Consider the following 21,791-nt stretch of genomic DNA (forward strand, 5'->3'; position numbering starts at 1 on the left):
CCGGTTACATCAACCGCTTGCGTTCGCTCGAAGGCGCGATCCCGAGGGACTCGCGGTATTTGGCGACGGTACGGCGGGCCACCTGAATGCCTTGTGCCTCCAGTAAACCAGCGATCTTGCTGTCACTCAACGGCTTTTTCTGATTTTCCGCAGCCACCAGTTTCTTGATGATTGCGCGGATGGCCGTGGACGAGCATTCGCCGCCTTCGGAGGTGCTGACATGGCTGGAGAAAAAGTATTTCAGTTCATAGATGCCCCGTGGGGTATGCATGAATTTCTGGGTAGTCACCCGGGAAATTGTCGATTCGTGCATCCCTACCGCTTCGGCGATATCGTGCAGGACCAACGGTTTCATCGCTTCATCGCCGTACTCCAGGAAGCCGCGCTGGTGCTCGACGATCTGGGTGGCAACTTTCATCAGGGTTTCGTTGCGGCTTTGCAGGCTCTTGATGAACCAACGGGCTTCTTGCAACTGGTTGCGCATGAAGGTGTTGTCGGCGCTGGTGTCGGCGCGCCTGACGAAGCCTGCATACTGGGCGTTGACCCGCAGCTTGGGAACCGACTCCTGGTTCAGTTCCACCAGCCAGCGATCGTTGTGCTTGCGCACGATCACATCGGGCACCACGTACTCGGGTTCGGTGGATTCGATCTGCGAGCCGGGACGCGGGTTGAGGCTCTGGACCAGCTCGATGACCTGGCGCAGCTCGTCTTCCTTGAGCTTCATACGCCGCATCAGCTGGCTGTAGTCGCGACCGCCCAACAGGTCGATGTAATCGGTGACCAGGCGCTTGGCTTCGGCCAGCCAGGGCGTCTTGGCCGGCAACTGGCGCAGTTGCAGCAGCAGGCATTCACCCAGGTTGCGGGCCGCGACGCCGGCGGGCTCGAACTGCTGGATCCGATGCAGGACAGCTTCGATCTCGTCCAGCTCGATATCGAGCTCCGGGTCAAAGGCTTCGAGGATTTCCTCGAGAGTCTCGTCCAGGTAACCCTGATTGTTGATGCAATCGATCAGGGTGACGGCGATCAGGCGATCGGTGTCGGACATCGGCGCCAGGTTCAATTGCCAAAGCAGGTGGCTTTGCAGGCTCTCGCCGGCGGAGGTGCGGGTGGTGAAATCCCACTCGTCGTCATCGCTGCTCGGCAGGCTGCTGGCGCTGGTCTGGTAGACGTCTTCCCAGGCGGTATCCACGGGCAGGTCGTTGGGGATGCGTTCGTTCCATTCGCCGTCCTCAAGGTTATCCACCGTGGGCGCTGCGGCTTCCTGGTAGGACGGTTCCTGGATTTCGGTATGGGTCTTCTGTTCGACGTTGTCGGCCAGTGGATCGGAGTTGTCGAAGTCGTCGCCTTCTTCCTGGCGTTCGAGCATCGGGTTGGACTCCAGGGCCTCCTGGATTTCCTGTTGCAGGTCCAGGGTCGACAATTGGAGCAGACGGATGGCCTGTTGCAGCTGCGGCGTCATCGTCAGCTGCTGGCCCATTCTCAAGACTAGCGATGGTTTCATGGCAGGGGCTTAACACCTTATTCGCCGGCGCACATGCGCCATCCACTACAGGGCGCCGGAGCGCCAAACTTAAGCAAATTATATGCCTGAAACTGAAGTGTTTGCCTAGAGCGCCGCCACAATAAAATCAACAGCGCCCGGGCGACTTGCCAGACACTCGGGCTTACAGGCGGAACTCGTGGCCCAGATACACTTCCTTGACCAGGTCGTTGGCGAGGATGGCGGCGGAGTCGCCTTCAGCGATCAACTGGCCGTCATTGACGATATAAGCGGTCTCGCAGATATCCAGGGTCTCGCGCACGTTGTGGTCGGTAATCAAAACGCCGATCCCCTTGGCCTTGAGGTGGTGGATGATCTGCTTGATGTCCCCCACCGAGATCGGATCCACGCCGGCGAACGGTTCGTCGAGCAGGATGAACTTCGGCGCGGTGGCCAGGGCGCGGGCGATCTCTACGCGTCGGCGCTCGCCACCGGACAGGCTCATGCCCAGGTTGTCGCGAATGTGACTGATGTGGAACTCCTGCAACAGGCTTTCCAGTTCCTGGCGACGGCCGGCCTTGTCGAGTTCCTTGCGGGTCTCGAGGATCGCCATGATGTTATCGGCCACCGACAGTTTGCGGAAGATCGACGCTTCTTGGGGAAGATAGCCGATACCGGCCTTGGCCCGGCCGTGCATCGGCTGGTGGCTGACATCGAGATCGTCAATCAGTACGCGGCCCTGGTCGGCCTGGACCAGACCGACAATCATGTAGAAGCAGGTGGTCTTGCCCGCGCCGTTCGGGCCGAGCAGGCCGACGATCTGGCCGCTGTCAATGGACAGGCTGACGTCACGCACGACTTGACGGCTCTTGTAGCTTTTGGCCAGGTGCTGAGCTTTCAGAGTTGCCATTACTGGGCCTTCTGCTCGGTTTTCTTTCTAGGCTGGATCACCATGTCAATCCGTGGACGCTGCTCGGTCACCTTGTTGCCAGTGGCGCGACCGGCACTGGCCAGTTTCTTGTTGGTGTCGTAGACGATTTTCTCGCCCTGGGTGGTGTTGCCGTCCTTGTCGATGACCTTGGCCCGGTCGATCAGGACAACGCGGTCCTGGGAGGCATGATACTGGATGGTGACGCCATAGCCCTGCACGGGCTTGGTATCGCCGGCCGTCTGCATCTGCTCGAAATAGGCCAGGTTGCCCACCGACGTCACCACGTCGATGTCGCCGGACTGGGTGCGGGTGAGGGTCACGGTATTGCCGGTCACCTTCATCGAGCCTTGGGTGATGATCACGTCACCTTTGTAAGTGGCTACGCCGTTCTTGTCGTCCAGTTGCGCGTCGTCGGCCTGAATGCGGATAGGCTGGTCGCGGTCGGTGGGAAGAGCCCAGGCGCTCGCGCTTCCCAGTGCTGCGCCCAGACTGAGCAAAATAGGGAGGGTTTTAGCGAGCTTCATACTGTCCTCTTACGTTCGATAGCAGGTGTATCCTGCTTTCCTTCAAATACGCCTTCATTCCCGTGCCGGTCGATACACCTCCGGCGCCGTCGATTCTAACGGGTTGCTCGGTCTGCGCATATTGCTGCTGCGGGAACACGGTCATGCGACTGCTGGTGATGACGGTCGTGCGGTTTTTTTCGTCGGTACGGGCCACGCGCACCGAGTCGATCAGTTCCACCTCGGTGCCGCCGGAATTGACTTCGGCGTGCTCGCTCTGCACGTGCCATGGAAATTCTGTGCCGCGGAACATGTTCAGGTCCGGCTTGGTGACCAGGGTAATGTCGGTGGCCTTGACGTGGTCGACCTTGTCGGCCGTCATCTCGTACTGCACTTTGCCGTCGGGCAGGTATTGCAGGGTGTGGGTATTTGACGCATACCAGTCGATTCTTTCCTCGACCTTGGCCGCGGGCTGGTCGAGGAACCGTTCAGGGCTGATGTTCCAGTAGCCGACCGCGGCAAAGATCGCCGCGATGCAGCCGAACACGACGATGGTGCGAATTTTCTTGCTCAGCATAAATGGCTCACAGGTACGCGGCGTTGGCCGCTTCGAGGCGGCCCTGGGCGCGCAGGATCAGTTCACAGAATTCGCGGGCCGCGCCTTCGCCGCCGCGTGCCGTGGTGACGCCGTGGGCGTGCTCGCGTACGAAGCCGGCCGCGTTGGCGACTGCCATGCCCAGCCCGACCCGGCGGATCACGGGAAGGTCCGGCAGGTCGTCGCCCAGGTAGGCCACCTGTTCATAGCTTAGGTTGAGTTGGCCCAGGAGTTCGTCCAGTACCACCAGTTTGTCCTCGCGCCCTTGATAAAGGTGGGGAATGCCGAGGTTTTTCGCGCGCCGCTCGACCACCGGCGTCTTGCGACCGCTGATGATGGCGGTCTGCACGCCGGCGGCCATCAGCATCTTGATGCCCTGGCCGTCGAGGGTGTTGAAGGTCTTGAACTCGCTGCCGTCTTCAAGGAAGTACAGGCGACCGTCGGTCAAGACGCCGTCGACGTCGAACACCGCCAGTTTGATCGCTTGGCCACGGTGCAACAGGTCTGTGTTCATTACATGACTCCGGCACGCAGCAAGTCGTGCATGTTCAGGGCGCCCAACGGGCGGTCTTCGTCGTCGACGACCACCAGGGCGCTGATCTTGTGGTCTTCCATGATTCTCAAGGCCTCGGCGGCAAGCATCTCGGCGCGGGCAGTCTTGCCGTGGGGCGTCATGACCTGGTCGATGGTGGCGCTGTGGATGTCGATGGTGCGGTCCAGGGTGCGGCGCAGGTCGCCGTCGGTGAAGATCCCGGCCAGCTTGCCATCGGCTTCGAGGACCACGGTCATGCCCAGCCCCTTGCGGGTCATTTCCATGAGCGCGTCCTTGAGCAGCGTGCCGCGCAGGACCTGCGGCAGCTCCTGGCCGGCGTGCATCACATTCTCGACCTTCAGCAGCAGGCGTCGGCCGAGGGCGCCACCGGGATGGGAGAAGGCGAAGTCTTCAGCGGTGAAACCCCGGGCTTCCAGCAGTGCCACCGCCAGCGCATCGCCCATGACCAGGGCGGCGGTGGTAGAGGAGGTGGGCGCCAGGTTCAACGGGCAGGCTTCGTGCTCGACATGGACATTGAGGTTCACTTCGGCCGCCTTGGCCAGTGGCGAATCCGGGTTGCCGGTGACGCTGATCAATTGGATGCCCAGGCGTTTGATCAGTGGCAGCAACGTGACGATTTCATTGGTCGAGCCCGAGTTGGACAGGGCCAGGATGATGTCGTCCCGGGTGATCATGCCCATGTCGCCGTGGCTGGCCTCGGCCGGGTGGACGAAGAAAGCCGTGGTGCCGGTGCTGGCCAGGGTAGCGGCGATCTTGTTGCCGATGTGCCCGGACTTGCCCATGCCGACCACGACCACGCGGCCCTTGCTGGCCAGAATCATCTCGCAGGCGCGTACGAAATCAGCGTCGATGTGGGGAAGCAAGCCTTGTACGGCTTCGATCTCGAGGCGGATGGTACGTTGTGCCGATTGAATCAGGTCGCTGGATTGGCTCATGTCAGAAATCGTATAGCCCGATGAAAAGGCGGCGATTATAGCGGTAATGAACGATTCCCTCACGTAAGTTCGTCATGCTTTGTGTGAATGGCTCGCCAGGCCTGAAATAAACTGTCGCTGTTTACTCGTGTGCGGACTGAACCGGCAGGGGGCTGGGCCTTGGGCGCATGGCGGTTGCAGTGATATAGTTCGCCGCCGGTTCGGGTGTCCGGCGGTGCTGGCGTCAGTCAGCCGGTCAGGGCATCCGGATGTGAGGCTGCATCGCAAGGAGTTTAGATGAGTGCCGACAACGCCTACGCGGTCGAGCTGAAGGGGCTGTCCTTCAAGCGAGGGACGCGCAGCATTTTCAATGACATCGATATTCGCATTCCACGCGGCAAGGTGACCGGCATCATGGGGCCTTCCGGGTGCGGCAAGACCACGCTGCTGCGCCTGATGGGCGCACAGTTGCGCCCCAGTGCCGGCGAAGTGTGGGTCAACGGCCAGAATCTTCCCGAGTTGTCACGCAGCGACCTGTTCGATGCGCGCAAGCACATGGGCGTGCTGTTCCAGAGTGGCGCGCTGTTTACCGATCTCGATGTGTTCGAGAACGTGGCGTTCCCCTTGCGGGTTCATACCGAGCTGCCGGACGAGATGATCCGCGACATCGTCCTGCTCAAGTTGCAGGCGGTCGGGCTGCGCGGCGCCCTCGACCTGATGCCGGACGAGCTGTCCGGCGGCATGAAGCGTCGGGTCGCGCTGGCGCGGGCGATTGCCCTCGATCCGAAGATCCTCATGTACGACGAGCCCTTCGTCGGCCAGGACCCGATCGCCATGGGCGTGCTGGTGCGCCTGATCCGTCTGCTCAACGATGCTCTGGGCATCACCAGTATCGTGGTTTCCCACGACCTGGCCGAAACCGCGAGCATCGCCGACTACATCTATGTGGTAGGCGATGGCCAGGTGCTGGGGCAGGGCACGCCCCAGGAACTGAAGGATTCGGATAACCCGCGCATCCGTCAATTCATGAAGGGCGATCCGGACGGTCCGGTGGCGTTCCATTTTCCGGCCACGGATTACCGTACCGATCTGCTGGGGAAGCGCTGATGCGCAAGAAATCATTATTGGAAAGAATTCGGCTGTTCGGCCGCTCCGGCATCGATGTGGTAGCGGTCCTGGGCCGTTCCTCGCTGTTCTTGATGCACGCCTTGCTCGGGCGCAGTGCCACGGGCGGCGGTTTTGGCCTGTTGGTCAAGCAATTGCACTCGGTGGGTGTGATGTCCCTGGTGATCATCGTGGTCTCCGGGATTTTCATCGGCATGGTGCTGGCCCTGCAGGGCTTCAGTATCCTGTCCAGCTATGGTTCCGAGCAGGCGGTAGGCCAGATGGTGGCGCTGACGTTGCTGCGCGAGCTGGGCCCCGTGGTGACCGCGTTGCTGTTCGCCGGGCGTGCCGGTTCGGCGCTGACGGCCGAAATCGGAAACATGAAATCCACCGAGCAGTTGTCCAGCCTGGAAATGATCGGTGTCGACCCGCTCAAGTACATCATTGCCCCGCGCCTGTGGGCCGGCTTCATCTCCTTGCCGGTGCTGGCCATGATTTTCAGCGTCGTGGGGATCTGGGGGGGCTCGTGGGTCGCAGTCGACTGGCTGGGGGTCTATGAAGGTTCCTACTGGTCCAACATGCAGAACAGCGTCGACTTCCTCGACGATGTCCTCAATGGCGTGATCAAGAGTGCCGTATTCGCCTTCGTGGTGACCTGGATCGCCGTGTTTCAAGGCTATGACTGTGAGCCCACCTCTGAGGGGATCAGCCGTGCCACAACCAAGACCGTGGTGTACGCCTCGCTGGCAGTCCTGGGCCTTGACTTTATTCTGACCGCCTTGATGTTTGGAGATTTCTGATGCAAAACCGCACCCTGGAAATCGGTGTCGGCCTTTTCCTGCTGGCTGGCATCCTGGCTTTGCTGTTGCTGGCCCTGCGGGTCAGCGGCCTGGCGCCGACAGCGAGCACCGATACTTATAAACTTTATGCTTATTTTGACAATATCGCCGGTTTGACTGTCAGAGCCAAAGTGACCATGGCCGGCGTCACTATCGGCAAGGTCACGGCAATCGATCTGAACCGCGAGGACTTCACCGGCCGGGTGACCCTGCAGCTGGAAAAGCGCGTGGATAATCTGCCGACCGATTCCACTGCATCTATCCTCACGGCTGGGCTGCTGGGCGAGAAGTACATTGGTATCAGCGTGGGCGGGGAAGAAACCGTGCTCAAGGACGGCGGGACCATCCACGACACCCAGTCGTCGCTGGTGCTCGAGGATCTGATCGGTAAATTTTTGCTCAATACCGTTAGCAAAGACGCTAAATGAGGAGCTTCTGAATGATCTCTATCCTGCGACGTAGCCTGTTGGTGTTGCTCGCGGCGCTGCCGTTGATGGCTAACGCCGTGGCCGCGCCTTCTGCGCACGAAATCATCAAGACCACCACTGACCAACTGCTGGCGGACCTTTCCGCCAATAAAGAGCGGTACAAGAACGACCCGAGCGCTTTCTACGACTCGCTCAACCGTATCGTCGGGCCGGTGGTGGATGCCGACGGCATTTCCAAGAGCATCATGACCGTCAAGTATTCGCGCAAGGCAACCCCGGAGCAGATGGGCCGCTTCCAGGAGAACTTCAAGCGCAGCCTGTTCCAGTTCTATGGCAACGCCTTGCTGGAATACAACAACCAGGGCATCACGGTCGACCCGGCCAAGGACGAATCGGGCGAGCGCACCAGCGTCGGCATGACCGTCAAGGGCAACAACGGTGCGGTCTACCCGGTCTCCTACACGCTTGAGAAAATCAACGGCGAGTGGAAGGTTCGTAACGTGATCATCAATGGCATCAACATCGGCAAGCTGTTCCGCGATCAATTCGCCGACGCCATGCAGCGCAACGGCAACAACCTGGACAAGACCATCGACGGTTGGGCTGGCGAAGTGGCCAAGGCCAAGGAAGTCGCTGAAGACGCCCAGGAGAAGCAGCAGCAATGAGTGAGTCGGCTGTTGGTCTGGGGCAAGCCGGCGAGCTGATGCTTAGCGGCGTGCTCGACTATCGCACGGGCCCCGCGTTGCGCAAGCAGGGGCAGGCGCTGATCAAGTCCAGCGGCGCCGCCGAGGTGGTCATCGACTGCTCGCAGGTGCAGAAGTCCAGCAGTGTAGGTTTGTCGCTGCTGCTGTGCTTCATCCGGGACGCCACGGCGGCCGGCAAGACATGGAGCATCCGTGCGATGCCCGAAGACATGCGTGAAATAGCCCAGGTCAGCGAACTGACCGAGTTGTTGACGCAACCCTGACCCACATCGCGAGCAAGCCCCCTGTCAGAGTCCTGCTACGCGGGGTTCGCAGGCGCGGGGCTTTTTTGTATGATGTGCGACCCGTGCGCACAGGGCGCCGATTGAGGTTGAGCATGCAGGCTGTAGAAGTTAAGAGCTTCCTTGAAGAAAAGCTGCCAAATACGCAGGTGGAAGTTGAAGGCGAAGGCTGCAACTTTCAGCTGAACGTGATCAGCGATGAACTGGCGGCGTTGAGCCCGGTGAAGCGTCAGCAGCAGGTCTATGCGCATTTGAACCCATGGATCACCGATGGCAGCATCCACGCGGTCACTATGAAATTTTTCAGCAGCGCGGCCTGGGCCGAGCGCACCTGAGCCCTAGGGCGTCGAGATTCTTATGGATAAACTGATTATTACCGGCGGCGTTCGTCTTGATGGCGAAATCCGTATTTCCGGGGCAAAGAACTCCGCCCTGCCGATCCTGGCCGCGACCCTGCTGTGCGATGGCCCGGTGACTGTAGCCAACCTGCCGCACCTGCACGACATCACCACGATGATCGAGCTGTTCGGGCGTATGGGCATTGAGCCGGTGATCGACGAGAAACTCAGCGTCGAGATCGACCCACGCACCATCAAGACCCTGGTAGCCCCGTACGAGCTGGTAAAAACCATGCGTGCGTCGATCCTGGTGCTGGGCCCGATGGTCGCCCGTTTCGGTGAAGCCGAAGTCGCATTGCCAGGGGGTTGCGCCATCGGTTCGCGTCCGGTGGATCTGCACATCCGCGGCCTGGAAGCCATGGGCGCGGTGATCGACGTCGAAGGCGGCTACATCAAGGCCAAGGCGCCTGAAGGTGGCCTGCGCGGCGCGCACTTCTTCTTCGATACCGTCAGCGTGACCGGTACCGAGAACATCATGATGGCCGCTGCACTGGCCAAGGGCCGCAGCGTGCTGCAGAACGCCGCACGCGAGCCTGAGGTGGTGGATCTGGCGAACTTCCTGATCGCCATGGGCGCCAAGATCAGCGGTGCCGGCACCGACACCATCACCATCGACGGCGTCGAGCGCCTGCATTCGGCCACTTACAAAGTGATGCCGGACCGGATCGAAACCGGCACCTATCTGGTGGCTGCTGCCGTCACCGGCGGCCGCGTCAAGGTCAAGGACACCGATCCGACCATCCTTGAAGCCGTCCTGGAAAAACTCAAGGAAGCCGGCGCCGAAGTCAACTGCGGCAAAGACTGGATCGAAGTGAACATGCACGGCAAGCGGCCCAAGGCCGTGAACGTGCGGACCGCTCCGTACCCGGCGTTCCCGACCGACATGCAGGCGCAGTTCATCTCCCTCAACGCCATTGCCGAAGGCACGGGCGCGGTGATCGAGACGATCTTCGAAAACCGTTTCATGCACGTGTATGAACTGCACCGGATGGGCGCCAAGATCCAGGTCGAAGGCAACACCGCCATCGTCACCGGCAACGAGAAGCTCAAGGGCGCTCCAGTCATGGCCACCGACCTGCGGGCCTCGGCCAGCTTGGTGATCTCGGCGCTGATTGCCGAAGGCGATACCCTGATCGACCGTATCTACCACATCGACCGTGGTTACGAGTGCATCGAAGAGAAACTGCAGATGCTCGGCGCCAAGATCCGCCGCGTACCGGGCTAGTCGCCTGCATGGGCACAAGGAGGTGCCTTGATTTCGTTTCAGGTCGAGGGTGTTTGCACCCTCGATGTATGTTCGGCGCCGCTTGCGACCGGACATGAGTACCTTGATAAGGACTGACGTTTCCCATGTTGACCATCGCACTGTCCAAGGGCCGCATCCTTGACGACACCCTGCCGCTTCTGGCTGAAGCGGGCATCGTGCCGACCGAGAATCCGGACAAGAGCCGCAAGCTGATCATTCCCACGACCCAGGCCGACGTGCGCTTGCTGATCGTGCGTGCCACCGATGTGCCGACCTACGTTGAACATGGCGCCGCCGACCTGGGTGTGGCGGGCAAGGACGTGCTGATGGAGTACGGTGGCCAGGGCCTGTACGAGCCGCTGGACCTGAAAATCGCCCGGTGCAAGCTGATGACCGCCGGCAAGGTCGGTGCCATCGAACCCAAGGGACGCCTGCGGGTCGCGACCAAGTTCGTCAATGTTGCCAAGCGTTACTACGCCGAGCAGGGCCGTCAGGTCGACATCATCAAGTTGTACGGCTCGATGGAGCTGGCGCCGTTGATCGGCCTGGCGGACAAGATCATCGACGTGGTCGACACCGGCAATACCCTGCGGGCCAATGGCCTGGAGCCCCAGGAGTTCATCGCCGACATCAGCTCCCGGCTGATCGTCAACAAGGCATCGATGAAAATGCAGCACGCCCGTATCCAGGCTTTGATCGATACCCTGCGCAAGGCAGTGGAATCGCGACACCGCGGCTGATCCACCTGCGCGACTGTGGTCGCGCCCGTCTATCCGTGTCATAGCCAATTTTCTCAGGTGCCCACGCGAATGGACTGGTAGCTTAGGGCGCCTGAGCATTTGCCATTAATGAGGCCCTCGCTATGACCGCACCCACATCGATTCGCCGACTCAACGCCGCCGACCCGGATTTTGCACATCATCTGGATCATCTGCTGAGCTGGGAAAGTGTGTCTGACGACTCGGTCAATCAGCGGGTGCTGGACATCATCAAGGCCGTGCGTGAGCGTGGCGATGAAGCACTGGTGGAATTCACCCAGAAATTCGACGGTTTACAAGTGGCATCCATGGCTGACCTGATCCTGCCGCGCGAGCGTCTGGAGCTGGCCCTGACCCGAATCAGCGTGCCCCAGCGCGAGGCCCTCGAAAAAGCTGCATCCCGTGTGCGTGACTATCACGAGCGGCAGAAGCAGGACTCCTGGAGCTACACCGAGGCCGACGGTACGGTCCTGGGCCAGAAGGTCACGCCGCTGGATCGCGCCGGCTTGTATGTGCCCGGCGGCAAGGCGTCCTATCCGTCCTCGGTGCTGATGAACGCCATTCCGGCCAAGGTCGCCGGCGTCACCGAAGTGGTGATGGTGGTACCGACGCCGCGCGGTGAGATCAACGAACTGGTGCTGGCCGCTGCTTGTATCGCCGGGGTGGACCGGGTGTTCACCATCGGTGGCGCCCAGGCCGTGGCGGCGCTGGCCTATGGCACCGAGAGCGTGCCGCGGGTCGACAAAGTGGTCGGGCCGGGCAATATCTACGTCGCCACCGCCAAGCGTCATGTATTCGGCCAGGTCGGCATCGACATGATCGCCGGCCCTTCGGAGATTCTCGTGGTGTGTGACGGCCAGACCGATCCGGACTGGATCGCCATGGACCTGTTTTCCCAGGCCGAGCACGACGAGGACGCCCAGGCGATCCTGGTCAGTCCGGACGCCGAGTTCCTCGACAAGGTCGCCGCCAGCATCGACAAGTTGCTGCCGACGATGGACCGCGCCGAGATCATCAACACCTCGATCAACGGCCGTGGTGCGCTGATCAAGGTCAATGACATGGCGCAGGCCATCGAGGTCGCCAACCGCATCGCGCCGGAACACCTGGAGCTGTCGGTGGCCGATCCGCAGGCCTGGTTGCCGCAGATTCGTCACGCCGGCGCGATCTTCATGGGCCGTCACACCAGCGAAGCCTTGGGCGACTACTGCGCGGGGCCCAACCACGTATTGCCGACTTCCGGTACCGCGCGCTTCTCGTCGCCGCTGGGGGTGTATGACTTCCAGAAACGTTCATCGATCATCTTCTGCTCCGAGCAGGGCGCGTCCGAACTGGGCAAGACCGCTTCGGTGCTGGCCCGTGGCGAGTCGTTGAGCGCGCACGCTCGTAGCGCCGAATACCGCATCGTCGATGAACAGGGGAACTGAACATGAGTAAATTCTGGAGCCCGTTCGTCAAGAACCTCGTGCCCTACGTGCCGGGCGAGCAGCCGAAGCTGACGCGGCTGGTCAAGCTCAACACGAATGAGAACCCCTACGGCCCATCGCCCAAGGCGCTCGCAGCGATGCAGACCGAGCTGAACGACAACCTGCGTCTGTATCCGGACCCCAACAGCGATCTGTTGAAGAACGCCGTGGCCGGGTATTACGGAGTGCAGGCCAACCAGGTGTTCCTGGGTAACGGTTCGGACGAGGTGCTGGCGCACATCTTCCACGGCCTGTTGCAGCATGACCTGCCGTTGCTGTTCCCGGACATCAGCTACAGCTTTTATCCAGTTTATTGCGGGCTGTATGGCATCCAGTACGACGCGGTGCCGCTGGATGAGCAGTTCCGGATCGACCCGGCGGATTATGCCCGCCCCAACGGCGGCATCATCTTCCCCAACCCGAACGCACCCACCGGTTGCCTGTTGGCGCTGGACGCGGTCGAGCGGATACTCAAGGCCAGCCCGGAGTCGGTGGTGGTGGTCGATGAGGCCTATATCGACTTCGGCGGCGAGACGGCCATCAGCCTGGTGGACCGTTATCCAAACTTGCTGGTGACCCAGACGCTGTCCAAATCCCGCTCGCTGGCAGGGCTGCGCGTCGGCCTGGCGGTGGGGCATCCGGATCTGATCGAGGCGCTGGAGCGGATCAAGAACAGCTTCAACTCCTACCCGCTCGATCGCCTGGCGAATGTCGGCGGCGCGGCGGCGTTCGATGATCGTGAGTATTTCCAGCAAACCTGCCGGTTGGTCATCGAACACCGGGAGTGGGTCGTGACACAGTTGCAGGCCAAGGGGTTTGAAGTGCTGCCCTCGGCCGCCAACTTCATCTTCGCCCGCCACCCGCGACACGATGCGGCGGGACTGGCAGCGAAGCTGCGCGAGCAGGGTGTGATTGTGCGGCACTTCAAGCAGGAACGGATCGCCCAGTTCCTGCGGATCAGCATCGGCACCCCGGAGCAGAACCAGGCGCTGATCGACGGCCTTGGCGAGCTCTAGAACCCCTGTACTAGACCTGTGGGAGCGAGCTTGCTCGCGATAGCGTAGTGTCAGCCAACCTCTATGTTGCTGACCCACCGCTTCGCGAGCAGGCTCGCTCCCATAGTGTTTTCGGGTATCCGCAGAATTTGAATACACCGGAAATCCCCCTGTGGGAGCGAGCTTGCTCGCGATGACGTAGTGTCAGCCAACGTTGATGATGCTGACACAACGCTATCGCGAGCAGGCTCGCTCCCACAGTTTTAAGGATCAGACCTCATTCGTGATGCGGTTCGCCGAGGAAAGTCAGTGAGGTGAATACGCCGCGGGTTGCGACGTCCTTGTCGTCCTTGAGCGGGATTTCCAGCTGCGCGGCGATGACATTCAACCCTTCGTTACGCACCAGCACCCGGGCCCGGCCTTCGGCATCGGTTTCGGTCGATACGGTGTTCGGCGCGCTGCGGTAGTCGCCCACCAGTTTCACACCGGCTGCCGGTTTGCCGTCGAGCAGCACCCGTACCGGCAGCGATTGACCCGGTCCGACGGTCAGCGGATCGACCTCGGGCTGGATCAGGAACTTGATCGCCTCCAGTTTCGGCAGTTTCGCCCCCGGCTCATAAATGGCCAGGCTGTACTTGAAGGTGTGGGTCGACTCGATCGCACCGGGCACTTTGCTGCGGCCTTCGTTGATCCATTTCTTTTCGGGCGTCTGGGACCACATGCCATTGTCCAGCGCCACAGCCAGCACGGCCGGTGGCTTGAGCGGTTGCAGGCGGGCGTGGTCCGGTAGGCGCTCGACCGTGACGGGGATCATCTTGCCGGCCAGATCATAAGCCCAGGCGCCGCTGATTTTCTGCGCCTTGAATGCATTGTCCTCGGCGCCGTGGCCGTAGATCACTTCGATGTTGCCGCGCCGTTGTTCCGTCCACAGGCCGTGGGCCGACGCTTGGGTAGCCAGGAGCAGGCCGAGAAGGGCGAATGTCTTGGAGTGTTTCATGCAGATGGTCCTTTACAGATCGAGGGTGAGGCTGAGGGTGAAATTGCGCGGCTCGCCGGGGTTGACCCAGTAATTGCTGTAGGAGCGCTCGTAGTATTTTTCGTCGAAGAGATTGTTGAGGTTCAGGCCCACGGTGACCTGGTCGCTGGCTTTGTAATGGGCCAGCAGGTCCACGGTGTGGTAGGCCGGCAGTTCGAAATCGCCGCCGGCTTCCCCCGAGCGATCCCCGACGTAGGTGAGCGCGGCGCCCACATCCGAACCCCGCAGGCGTCCGTCCTGGAATTCGTAGACCCCCAGCAGGCTGCCGCTGCGCCTGGCGACGCCGAGGATCCGGCTGCCGGTGGGAATGGCGGCGTCACCCTGAGTCACCTCGGCGTCGATGTAGGCGAAGGCGCCGATGACCCGGATGGCGTCGGTCAATTGCCCGGTGACTTGCAAATCGATGCCCTGGCTGCGGGCCTTGCCCATGGCGCGGCTGGTGTCGGTGCCGGGTTCCAGGGCCAGGACGTTTTCCTTTTCGATATGGAACGCCGCCAGAGTGGTGCTGAGGCGCTCATCGAACAGCTCGCTCTTGAGCCCGACTTCATAGCCGGTGCCTTCCTCCGGATCGAAGGGCTTGCCCTGGGCATCCAGGCCGTTGTTGGGCTTGAACGAGGTGGACACGTTGGCGAACAGCCCGACTTCAGGCGTCAGTTGATACAGCAGGCCGGCCCGTTGCGTCAGGGCGTCGTGGCGTTGGCGGCGGCTGAGGCCAGAGGTGTGATCATCGACATGCTGTTCGAAGTGTTCGTAGCGCACGCCGACCATGCCCCGTAACCGGTCGGTAAAGACGATTTGGTCCTGAAGGTTCAAGGCGCGGCTTTGCACGCGCTCGAAGAAGTCTGTGCCGGTGCGCAGACCATTGGGCTTTGGTTGGCCGTAGATCGGCTGGTAGATGTCGATGGGGTAGGCGCCGCCGTTGATGGTGGTGACGCGTTCGTTCTTGCGGTAGTCCTCGTACTCGCTGCCGATCAGCAGTTCGTGCTGCCAGGAACCGAGGTCGAACAGGCCGCGCAGTTCCAACTGGGTGATGCTGTCATGCCAATCGTTGTCCCGCTCGCGGTAGCGGCGATTGACGGTGTGGCCGTCGGCATTCAGTGGTCGTGCTTCGGAGGCGAACCCCCACAGTTCGCCTTGCTTGTAATGGCTGGCCAGGCGTACCTGCCAGGCGTCGTTGAGCTGATGTTCGAGGGCGGCCTGGAGCATGTTGTTGTGGTTGTCGATATCGCCGTCGTTGGGCTCGCCCAGGAAGGTCGAACGGGAAACGCCGCTCCAGCGATTGTTCGGGGCGACGATGCCGCGGTCGAACGTGGAGCTGTGGCGCACGATTTCGCTTTCCACCAGCAGGCGGGTGTCAGGGTTCAGTTGCCAGCTGAGAGTGGGAGCGACGAATACCCGTCGGCTGTCGACGTGGTCGCGAAAACTGTTGTTGTTTTCGACTGCCAGATTGACTCTCGATAACAGCTTGCCGTCGGCGTCCAGCGGCGTGTTGACGTCCAGCGCGGTGCGGTAGCGGTCCCAACTGCCGGCGCTGGTTTGCAGGGTAGTGAAGGCTTCGGGCTGGGGTTTCTTGGTCACGATATTGACCGTTCCACCGGGGTCGCCGCGCCCATACAGGCTGGCGGCCGGTCCCTTGAGCACTTCGATGCGCTCGATGTTGGCCGTGTCCGGGGTGCTCGGGTAGCCCCGGTTGGCGCTGAAACCGTCCTTGTAGAACTCCGAAGTCGTAAACCCGCGCACGCTGTATTCGTAAAGCGTCAGGCCGCCGAAGTTGTTTTGCCTGGAGACGCCGCCGGCATATTCCAGGGCCCGTTCGACATCGGTGCTGCCCAGATCCTTGAGTACGCTGGCTGGGACCACGCTGATGGCTTGCGGAATGTCGCGCAGGGCCGTATCGGTCTTGGTGGCGCTGGCGGAGCGGGTGGCGCGATAGCCGCTCACCGGGCCGGTGGGGGATTCGTAGTCGGACGTCACGTTGATGGCGTCCAGCGCCAGGGGTTGGATATCTTCTGCGTAGCTCGGATCGCCCAGCAAGCCCAAGGCCAGGCTGGCCAGGGAAATCCGTTTCAAGGATGACATGTTATGTTGTTCCAATTCGATTTATTGAAACAATATAACACTACCAATGAGAATTTATGCTATCTCGGTTTTGTGAATTTCTTTGTGGTGAGGGAGCTTGCTCCCGCTGGGCTGCGAAGCAGCCCAAGGAGAATGGATGCGATCAGTCCGAGGTTTTGATGGGGCAGGTTTCAGGGCCGCTGCGCAACCCAGCGGGAGCAAGCTCCCTCGCCACGGGTCTACTGCTCTTCCTTGACGGCCACCGGTGCCGGCGGTGGACGCAGGCCGATCTCGGCCGTGAGCTTGAGTTCCTTGCCGTTGCGCATGACCTGGATGGTCACCTTGTCGGTGGGCTTGATCCGCGCCACCTGGTTCATCGAGCGACGGCCGTCGCCGGCCGGTTCGCCGTCGATGCTCAGAATCACATCGCCCAGTTGCAGCCCGGCCTTCTGAGCCGGACCGTCGCGGAAAATCCCTGCCACGACGATCCCGGGGCGTCCCGACAAGCCAAAGGACTCCGCCAGTTCCTGGGTCAACGGCTGGACTTCGATGCCCAGCCAGCCACGAATCACCTGGCCGTGTTCAATGATGGACTTCATCACTTCCATCGCCAGTTTCACCGGAATGGCAAAACCGATGCCCTGGCTGCCGCCGGACTTGGAGAAAATCGCGGTGTTGATCCCGGTGAGGTTGCCGTTGGCATCCACCAGTGCGCCGCCGGAGTTGCCAGGGTTGATCGCGGCGTCGGTCTGGATGAAGTCTTCGTAGTTGTTCAGGCCCAACTGGTTGCGCCCGGTGGCGCTGATGATGCCCATGGTTACGGTCTGGCCGACGCCGAACGGGTTGCCGATGGCTAATGCGACATCGCCGATGCGGATGCTGTCGGAGCGACCGATGGTGATGGCCGGCAGGTTCTTCAAGTCGATCTTGAGCACCGCCAGGTCGGTTTCCGGGTCGCTGCCGATCACCCGGGCCAGGGTTTCGCGTCCGTCCTTGAGCGCCACCACGATCTGGTCGGCGCCGCTGGTGACGTGATTGTTGGTCAGCAGATAGCCTTCCGGGCTCATGATCACGCCCGAGCCCAGGCTCGACTCCATGCGTTTCTGCTTGGGTGAGTTGTCGCCAAAGAAGCGGCGGAACTGCGGGTCTTCGAACAGCGGATGGCTGGGCTTGTTGATGACCTTGGTGGTGTACAGGTTGACCACCGCTGGCGCGGCGAGGGTCACGGCATCGGCGTAGGACACCGGGCCCTGTTGCACGACCTTGCTCTGCGGCGCCTGTTGCAGATTGACGTCAAGGCTTGGCAGGCCGACCCATTGCGGGTACCGCTGGATAATCAGTAGAGCGACAAGCACGCCGGCCAACAGCGGCCAGCCGGAAAAACGCAGCGCCTTGAGCATGAAGCATGTCCCTACAAAGGTTGCAGGCGGGGTGAGACCGCCCATAATGTCGCGCATTATACGAGGCCGCGCGCGCCTCTGAACGGGATATTTAGGAGTCTTTTCATGGCCGTCGCCCTGAGCACCCTGGTCGAAGAAGCGGACCGCTACCTGGCAAGCAGCCGGATTGCCGATTACTGCCCCAATGGCCTGCAGGTCGAAGGCGCGCCTCAGGTGACGCGCATTGTCAGCGGCGTCACGGCCAGCCAGGCGTTGCTTGACGCAGCGGTCGAGGCGAACGCCGACCTGGTGCTGGTGCACCACGGTTACTTCTGGAAAGGCGAGAATCCTTGCATCACCGGCATGAAACAGCGTCGCCTCAAGACGTTGCTCAAACATGACATCAGCCTGCTGGCCTATCACCTGCCCCTGGACTTGCACCCCGAGGTCGGCAACAACGTGCAACTGGCCCGTCAGTTGGACATCACGGTCGAAGGCCCGCTGGATCCGGACAACCCGAAGATCGTCGGCCTGGTCGGCTCGCTGGCCGAACCGATGACGCCTCGGGATTTCGCCCGCAAGGTGCAGGAGGCGATGGGTCGCGAGCCGTTGCTGATCGAAGGCGAACAGATGATCCGCCGGGTCGGCTGGTGCACCGGCGGTGGCCAGGGGTATATCGATCAAGCCGTGTTGGCCGGGGTCGATCTGTATATCAGCGGCGAAGCGTCGGAGCAGACCTTCCACAGCGCCCGGGAAAACCGCATCAGTTTCATTGCCGCCGGGCACCATGCCACCGAACGCTACGGCGTCCAGGCCTTGGGTGATTACCTGGCGCGACGCTTTGCGTTGGAACATATCTTCATCGATTGTCCGAATCCGATTTGATCCAACTCTGCCCCCAGTGGGAGCGAGCCTGCTCGCGATAGCGGTGGACCAGTCTCCACCTTTGCAAGCTGATTACCGCAATCGCGAGCAAGCTCGCTCCCACAAAGGGAGCGACGCTGCCCGAACACCCAGGCATATCCATATGCTGTTTCGATCTAGTTGGCGCCCTGATTAGAAGAGGTCGCTGTGCTAGGATTCCTCGCTCGAACACGGCCCGCTGGCCGTTCATAAGAAAGCTTTCGTGAGTAGCCATGGTCGACAAACTGACGCATCTGAAACAGCTGGAGGCGGAAAGCATCCACATCATCCGCGAGGTGGCCGCCGAGTTCGATAACCCGGTGATGCTGTACTCCATCGGTAAGGATTCCGCCGTAATGCTGCACCTGGCACGCAAGGCGTTTTTCCCCGGCAAGCTGCCGTTTCCGGTGATGCACGTCGACACCCGCTGGAAATTCCAGGAAATGTACAAATTCCGTGATCGCATGGTCGAGGAAATGGGCCTGGAACTGATCACCCATGTGAACCCCGAAGGCGTGGCGCAGGGGATCAACCCGTTTACTCACGGTAGCGCCAAGCACACCGACATCATGAAGACCCAAGGCCTCAAGCAGGCGCTGGACAAGCATGGGTTCGACGCCGCGTTCGGCGGTGCCCGTCGCGATGAAGAGAAGTCCCGCGCCAAGGAGCGCGTCTACTCGTTCCGCGACAGCAAGCACCGTTGGGACCCGAAGAACCAGCGTCCGGAGCTGTGGAACGTCTACAACGGCAAAGTCAACAAGGGTGAGTCGATCCGGGTGTTCCCGCTGTCGAACTGGACCGAGCTGGACATCTGGCAGTACATCTACCTTGAAGGCATCCCGATCGTGCCGCTGTACTTCGCCGCCGAGCGCGAAGTGATCGAGAAGAATGGCACCCTGATCATGATCGACGACGAGCGCATCCTCGAGCACCTGTCCGAGGAAGAAAAAGCCCGTATCGTCAAGAAAAAAGTGCGTTTCCGTACCCTTGGCTGCTACCCATTGACGGGCGCGGTGGAGTCCGAGGCCGAAAGCCTGACGGACATCATTCAGGAAATGCTCCTGACGCGAACTTCCGAGCGCCAGGGCCGGGTCATCGACCACGATGGCGCAGGCTCGATGGAAGATAAGAAACGTCAGGGTTATTTCTAAGGGGTTGTCATGTCGCACCAATCTGATTTGATCAGCGAGGACATCCTCGCCTACCTGGGCCAGCACGAGCGTAAAGAGCTGCTGCGGTTCCTGACCTGCGGTAACGTCGACGACGGCAAGAGCACCCTGATCGGGCGCCTGCTGCACGACTCCAAGATGATCTACGAGGATCACCTGGAAGCCATCACCCGCGATTCGAAGAAAGTCGGCACCACCGGTGACGACATCGACCTGGCGCTGCTGGTCGACGGCTTGCAGGCCGAGCGCGAGCAAGGCATCACCATCGATGTCGCGTACCGCTATTTCTCCACCGCCAAGCGCAAGTTCATCATCGCCGACACCCCCGGCCATGAGCAGTACACCCGCAACATGGCCACCGGTGCCTCCACCTGTGACCTGGCGATCATCCTGGTGGACGCCCGCTACGGCGTGCAGACCCAGACCCGTCGCCACAGCTTCATCGCCTCGTTGCTAGGCATCAAGCACATCGTAGTGGCCATCAACAAGATGGACCTCAAGGGCTTCGACCAGGGTGTGTTCGAGTCGATCAAGGCCGACTACCTGCAGTTCGCCGAAGGCCTGAAGAATCAGCCCACCAGCCTGCACTTCGTGCCGATGTCCGCCCTCAAGGGCGACAACGTGGTGAACAAGTCCGAGCGCTCGCCGTGGTACACCGGCCAGTCGCTGATGGAAATCCTCGAGACCGTGGAAGTGGCGGGCGACCGCAACTTCACTGACCTGCGTTTCCCGGTGCAGTACGTCAACCGTCCGAACCTGAACTTCCGCGGTTTCGCCGGCACCCTGGCCAGCGGCATCGTGCACAAGGGCGATGAAGTGGTGGTGTTGCCATCGGGCAAGAGCAGCCGCGTCAAATCCATCGTCACCTTCGAAGGCGAACTGGAGCAGGCGGGTCCTGGCCAGGCGGTGACGCTGACCATGGAAGACGAGATCGACATTTCCCGCGGCGACTTGCTGGTGCATGCCGACAACGTCCCGCCGGTGACCGACAGCTTCGAAGCAATGCTGGTGTGGATGGCTGAAGAGCCGATGCTGCCGGGCAAGAAATACGACATCAAGCGGGCCACCAGCTATGTGCCGGGTTCGATTGCCAGCATCGTCAACCGGGTCGATGTGAACACCCTCGAAGAGGGCCCGGCCAGCGCGTTGCAACTCAACGAAATCGGCAAGGTGAAGATCGCCCTGGACGCGCCGATTGCCCTGGACGGCTACGACAACAACCGCACCACCGGTGCGTTCATTGTCATTGACCGCCTGACCAACGGCACCGTTGGCGCCGGCATGATCGTCGCCCAGCCGCTGGCTCATGGCAGCAGCACTCATCACGGCAAGCTGGCCCATGTGTCGGTGGAAGAACGCGCCCAGCGTTTCGGTCAGAAGCCGGCCACGGTGCTGTTCAGCGGGCTGTCGGGTGCTGGCAAGAGCACGCTGGCCTATGCCGTGGAGCGCAAGCTGTTCGATTCCGGTCGTGCGGTGTTTGTGCTGGATGGCCAGAACCTGCGTCATGACCTGAACAAGGGCTTGCCGCAGGACCGCGCCGGACGCACTGAAAACTGGCGTCGCGCCGCCCACGTCGCCCGTCAGTTCAACGAAGCCGGCCTGCTGACCCTGGCGGCATTCGTTGCGCCGAGCGCCGAAGGGCGTGAACAGGCCAAGGACCTGATCGGTCGGGACCGTCTGCTGACCGTCTACGTCCAGGCCTCGCCGACGGTGTGTGCACAACGTGATCCGCAAGGGCTGTATGCCGCTGCTGGCGACAACATCCCTGGCGAGTCCTTCCCGTATGACGTGCCGCTGGATGCCGACCTGGTGATCGACACCCAGGCGCTGACACTGGAAGAGAGCGTTAAGCAAGTGCTGGAGTTGCTGCGCAAGCGCGGCGCGATCTAAGCGCAAGCGGCAATTAAAAAGCCCGCCGATGAGCGATCATCGGCGGGCTTTTTTTGTTGTCTGGAGGGATGCTATCGCGAGCAAGCTCGCTCCCACAGGGGATTGTCAGTGAATACAGAGTTGGCGTTCACCCCGATCCTGTGGGAGCGAGCTTGCTCGCG

22 protein-coding genes are annotated in these 21,791 nt (G+C 61.3%); 13 read left to right on the forward strand and 9 right to left on the reverse strand.

Translation table 11 applies throughout. The features are described from left to right. Positions 1-4: 4 nt before the first annotated feature. The 6 genes from ACLEJQ_RS08020 to ACLEJQ_RS08045 form a co-directional block, all read right to left on the reverse strand. Positions 5-1,501, reverse strand: coding sequence for an RNA polymerase factor sigma-54 (locus ACLEJQ_RS08020; protein WP_440793784.1), 1,497 nt, complete (start codon positions 1,499-1,501; stop codon positions 5-7). Positions 1,502-1,664: 163 nt separating this feature from the next. Continuing rightward, positions 1,665-2,390 (reverse strand): LPS export ABC transporter ATP-binding protein, encoded by a 726-nt coding sequence (gene lptB / locus ACLEJQ_RS08025; RefSeq protein ID WP_018614004.1) that lies wholly within the window; start codon positions 2,388-2,390, stop codon positions 1,665-1,667. Continuing rightward, entirely contained in the window at positions 2,390-2,935 is a 546-nt protein-coding gene (gene lptA, locus ACLEJQ_RS08030; protein ID WP_440793786.1) for a lipopolysaccharide transport periplasmic protein LptA, read from the reverse strand. The genes lptB and lptA overlap by 1 nt, the downstream gene beginning before the upstream one ends. Further along, a complete protein-coding gene (gene lptC / locus ACLEJQ_RS08035) occupies positions 2,922-3,491 on the reverse strand; it encodes an LPS export ABC transporter periplasmic protein LptC (RefSeq protein ID WP_440793788.1) in 570 nt (189 codons plus the stop codon). The genes lptA and lptC overlap by 14 nt, the downstream gene beginning before the upstream one ends. 7 nt (positions 3,492-3,498) lie before the next feature. Continuing rightward, positions 3,499-4,023 carry a KdsC family phosphatase gene (locus ACLEJQ_RS08040; protein ID WP_440793790.1) on the reverse strand — a complete coding sequence of 175 codons (525 nt, stop codon included), beginning with the start codon at positions 4,021-4,023 and terminating at the stop codon, positions 3,499-3,501. Further along, positions 4,023-4,997: a KpsF/GutQ family sugar-phosphate isomerase gene (locus tag ACLEJQ_RS08045; RefSeq protein ID WP_440793792.1), complete on the reverse strand. Its 975-nt coding sequence runs from the start codon at positions 4,995-4,997 to the stop codon at positions 4,023-4,025. Before ACLEJQ_RS08045 ends, ACLEJQ_RS08040 begins: the two co-directional genes overlap by 1 nt. A gap of 276 nt (positions 4,998-5,273) precedes the next feature. Here ACLEJQ_RS08045 and ACLEJQ_RS08050 point away from each other — a divergent pair, with 276 nt between their 5' ends. The 10 genes from ACLEJQ_RS08050 to hisC all read left to right on the forward strand — a co-directional run bounded on the left by ACLEJQ_RS08050 (position 5,274) and on the right by hisC (position 13,216). Next, on the forward strand, positions 5,274-6,083 hold the full coding sequence (locus ACLEJQ_RS08050) for an ATP-binding cassette domain-containing protein (protein ID WP_440793794.1): 810 nt from the start codon (positions 5,274-5,276) through the stop codon (positions 6,081-6,083). Then, positions 6,083-6,880, forward strand: a complete 798-nt coding sequence (gene mlaE / locus ACLEJQ_RS08055; RefSeq protein ID WP_440793796.1) for a lipid asymmetry maintenance ABC transporter permease subunit MlaE — start codon at positions 6,083-6,085, stop codon at positions 6,878-6,880. Before ACLEJQ_RS08050 ends, mlaE begins: the two co-directional genes overlap by 1 nt. Further along, complete coding sequence (gene mlaD / locus ACLEJQ_RS08060; RefSeq protein ID WP_245138906.1) at positions 6,880-7,347, forward strand: outer membrane lipid asymmetry maintenance protein MlaD; 468 nt, start codon at positions 6,880-6,882, stop codon at positions 7,345-7,347. The genes mlaE and mlaD overlap by 1 nt, the downstream gene beginning before the upstream one ends. 11 nt (positions 7,348-7,358) lie before the next feature. Next, positions 7,359-8,012 (forward strand): MlaC/ttg2D family ABC transporter substrate-binding protein, encoded by a 654-nt coding sequence (locus tag ACLEJQ_RS08065; RefSeq protein ID WP_440793798.1) that lies wholly within the window; start codon positions 7,359-7,361, stop codon positions 8,010-8,012. Beyond that, the gene (locus ACLEJQ_RS08070) at positions 8,009-8,314 is read left to right on the forward strand and encodes an STAS domain-containing protein (RefSeq protein WP_440793800.1); all 306 of its coding nucleotides are present in this window, start codon (positions 8,009-8,011) and stop codon (positions 8,312-8,314) included. The genes ACLEJQ_RS08065 and ACLEJQ_RS08070 overlap by 4 nt, the downstream gene beginning before the upstream one ends. A 113-nt stretch (positions 8,315-8,427) precedes the next feature. Further along, the gene (locus ACLEJQ_RS08075; protein WP_245138909.1) at positions 8,428-8,667 is read left to right on the forward strand and encodes a BolA family protein; all 240 of its coding nucleotides are present in this window, start codon (positions 8,428-8,430) and stop codon (positions 8,665-8,667) included. A gap of 22 nt (positions 8,668-8,689) precedes the next feature. Continuing rightward, positions 8,690-9,955: a UDP-N-acetylglucosamine 1-carboxyvinyltransferase gene (gene murA / locus ACLEJQ_RS08080; RefSeq protein WP_440793802.1), complete on the forward strand. Its 1,266-nt coding sequence runs from the start codon at positions 8,690-8,692 to the stop codon at positions 9,953-9,955. Between the two features lie 125 nt (positions 9,956-10,080). Then, positions 10,081-10,716: an ATP phosphoribosyltransferase gene (hisG, locus tag ACLEJQ_RS08085; RefSeq protein WP_440793804.1), complete on the forward strand. Its 636-nt coding sequence runs from the start codon at positions 10,081-10,083 to the stop codon at positions 10,714-10,716. Between the two features lie 122 nt (positions 10,717-10,838). Next, positions 10,839-12,161 carry a histidinol dehydrogenase gene (hisD, locus tag ACLEJQ_RS08090; RefSeq protein ID WP_440793806.1) on the forward strand — a complete coding sequence of 441 codons (1,323 nt, stop codon included), beginning with the start codon at positions 10,839-10,841 and terminating at the stop codon, positions 12,159-12,161. Positions 12,162-12,163: 2 nt separating this feature from the next. After that, a complete protein-coding gene (hisC, locus tag ACLEJQ_RS08095; RefSeq protein ID WP_440793808.1) occupies positions 12,164-13,216 on the forward strand; it encodes a histidinol-phosphate transaminase in 1,053 nt (350 codons plus the stop codon). A gap of 256 nt (positions 13,217-13,472) precedes the next feature. Here hisC and ACLEJQ_RS08100 read toward each other — a convergent pair whose 3' ends face one another. The 3 genes from ACLEJQ_RS08100 to algW form a co-directional block, all read right to left on the reverse strand. After that, the gene (locus tag ACLEJQ_RS08100) at positions 13,473-14,192 is read right to left on the reverse strand and encodes a DUF4198 domain-containing protein (RefSeq protein ID WP_440793809.1); all 720 of its coding nucleotides are present in this window, start codon (positions 14,190-14,192) and stop codon (positions 13,473-13,475) included. Between the two features lie 12 nt (positions 14,193-14,204). Beyond that, positions 14,205-16,310, reverse strand: a complete 2,106-nt coding sequence (locus ACLEJQ_RS08105) for a TonB-dependent siderophore receptor (protein ID WP_440793811.1) — start codon at positions 16,308-16,310, stop codon at positions 14,205-14,207. A gap of 218 nt (positions 16,311-16,528) precedes the next feature. Further along, positions 16,529-17,689, reverse strand: a complete 1,161-nt coding sequence (algW, locus tag ACLEJQ_RS08110) for a Do family serine endopeptidase AlgW (protein WP_440793813.1) — start codon at positions 17,687-17,689, stop codon at positions 16,529-16,531. Between the two features lie 105 nt (positions 17,690-17,794). Between algW and ACLEJQ_RS08115 the strand changes: the two genes are divergently transcribed. The 3 genes from ACLEJQ_RS08115 (at position 17,795) to cysN (ending at position 21,630) form a co-directional block, all read left to right on the forward strand. After that, positions 17,795-18,553 carry a Nif3-like dinuclear metal center hexameric protein gene (locus tag ACLEJQ_RS08115; RefSeq protein ID WP_440793815.1) on the forward strand — a complete coding sequence of 253 codons (759 nt, stop codon included), beginning with the start codon at positions 17,795-17,797 and terminating at the stop codon, positions 18,551-18,553. A gap of 251 nt (positions 18,554-18,804) precedes the next feature. Next, complete coding sequence (gene cysD / locus ACLEJQ_RS08120) at positions 18,805-19,722, forward strand: sulfate adenylyltransferase subunit CysD (protein WP_440793817.1); 918 nt, start codon at positions 18,805-18,807, stop codon at positions 19,720-19,722. A gap of 9 nt (positions 19,723-19,731) precedes the next feature. Then, positions 19,732-21,630 carry a sulfate adenylyltransferase subunit CysN gene (gene cysN / locus ACLEJQ_RS08125; RefSeq protein ID WP_440793819.1) on the forward strand — a complete coding sequence of 633 codons (1,899 nt, stop codon included), beginning with the start codon at positions 19,732-19,734 and terminating at the stop codon, positions 21,628-21,630. Positions 21,631-21,791 lie beyond the last annotated feature (161 nt).

The sequence above is a fragment of the Pseudomonas sp. SMV71 genome, from assembly GCF_052042015.1.
GTDB lineage: Bacteria > Pseudomonadota > Gammaproteobacteria > Pseudomonadales > Pseudomonadaceae > Aquipseudomonas.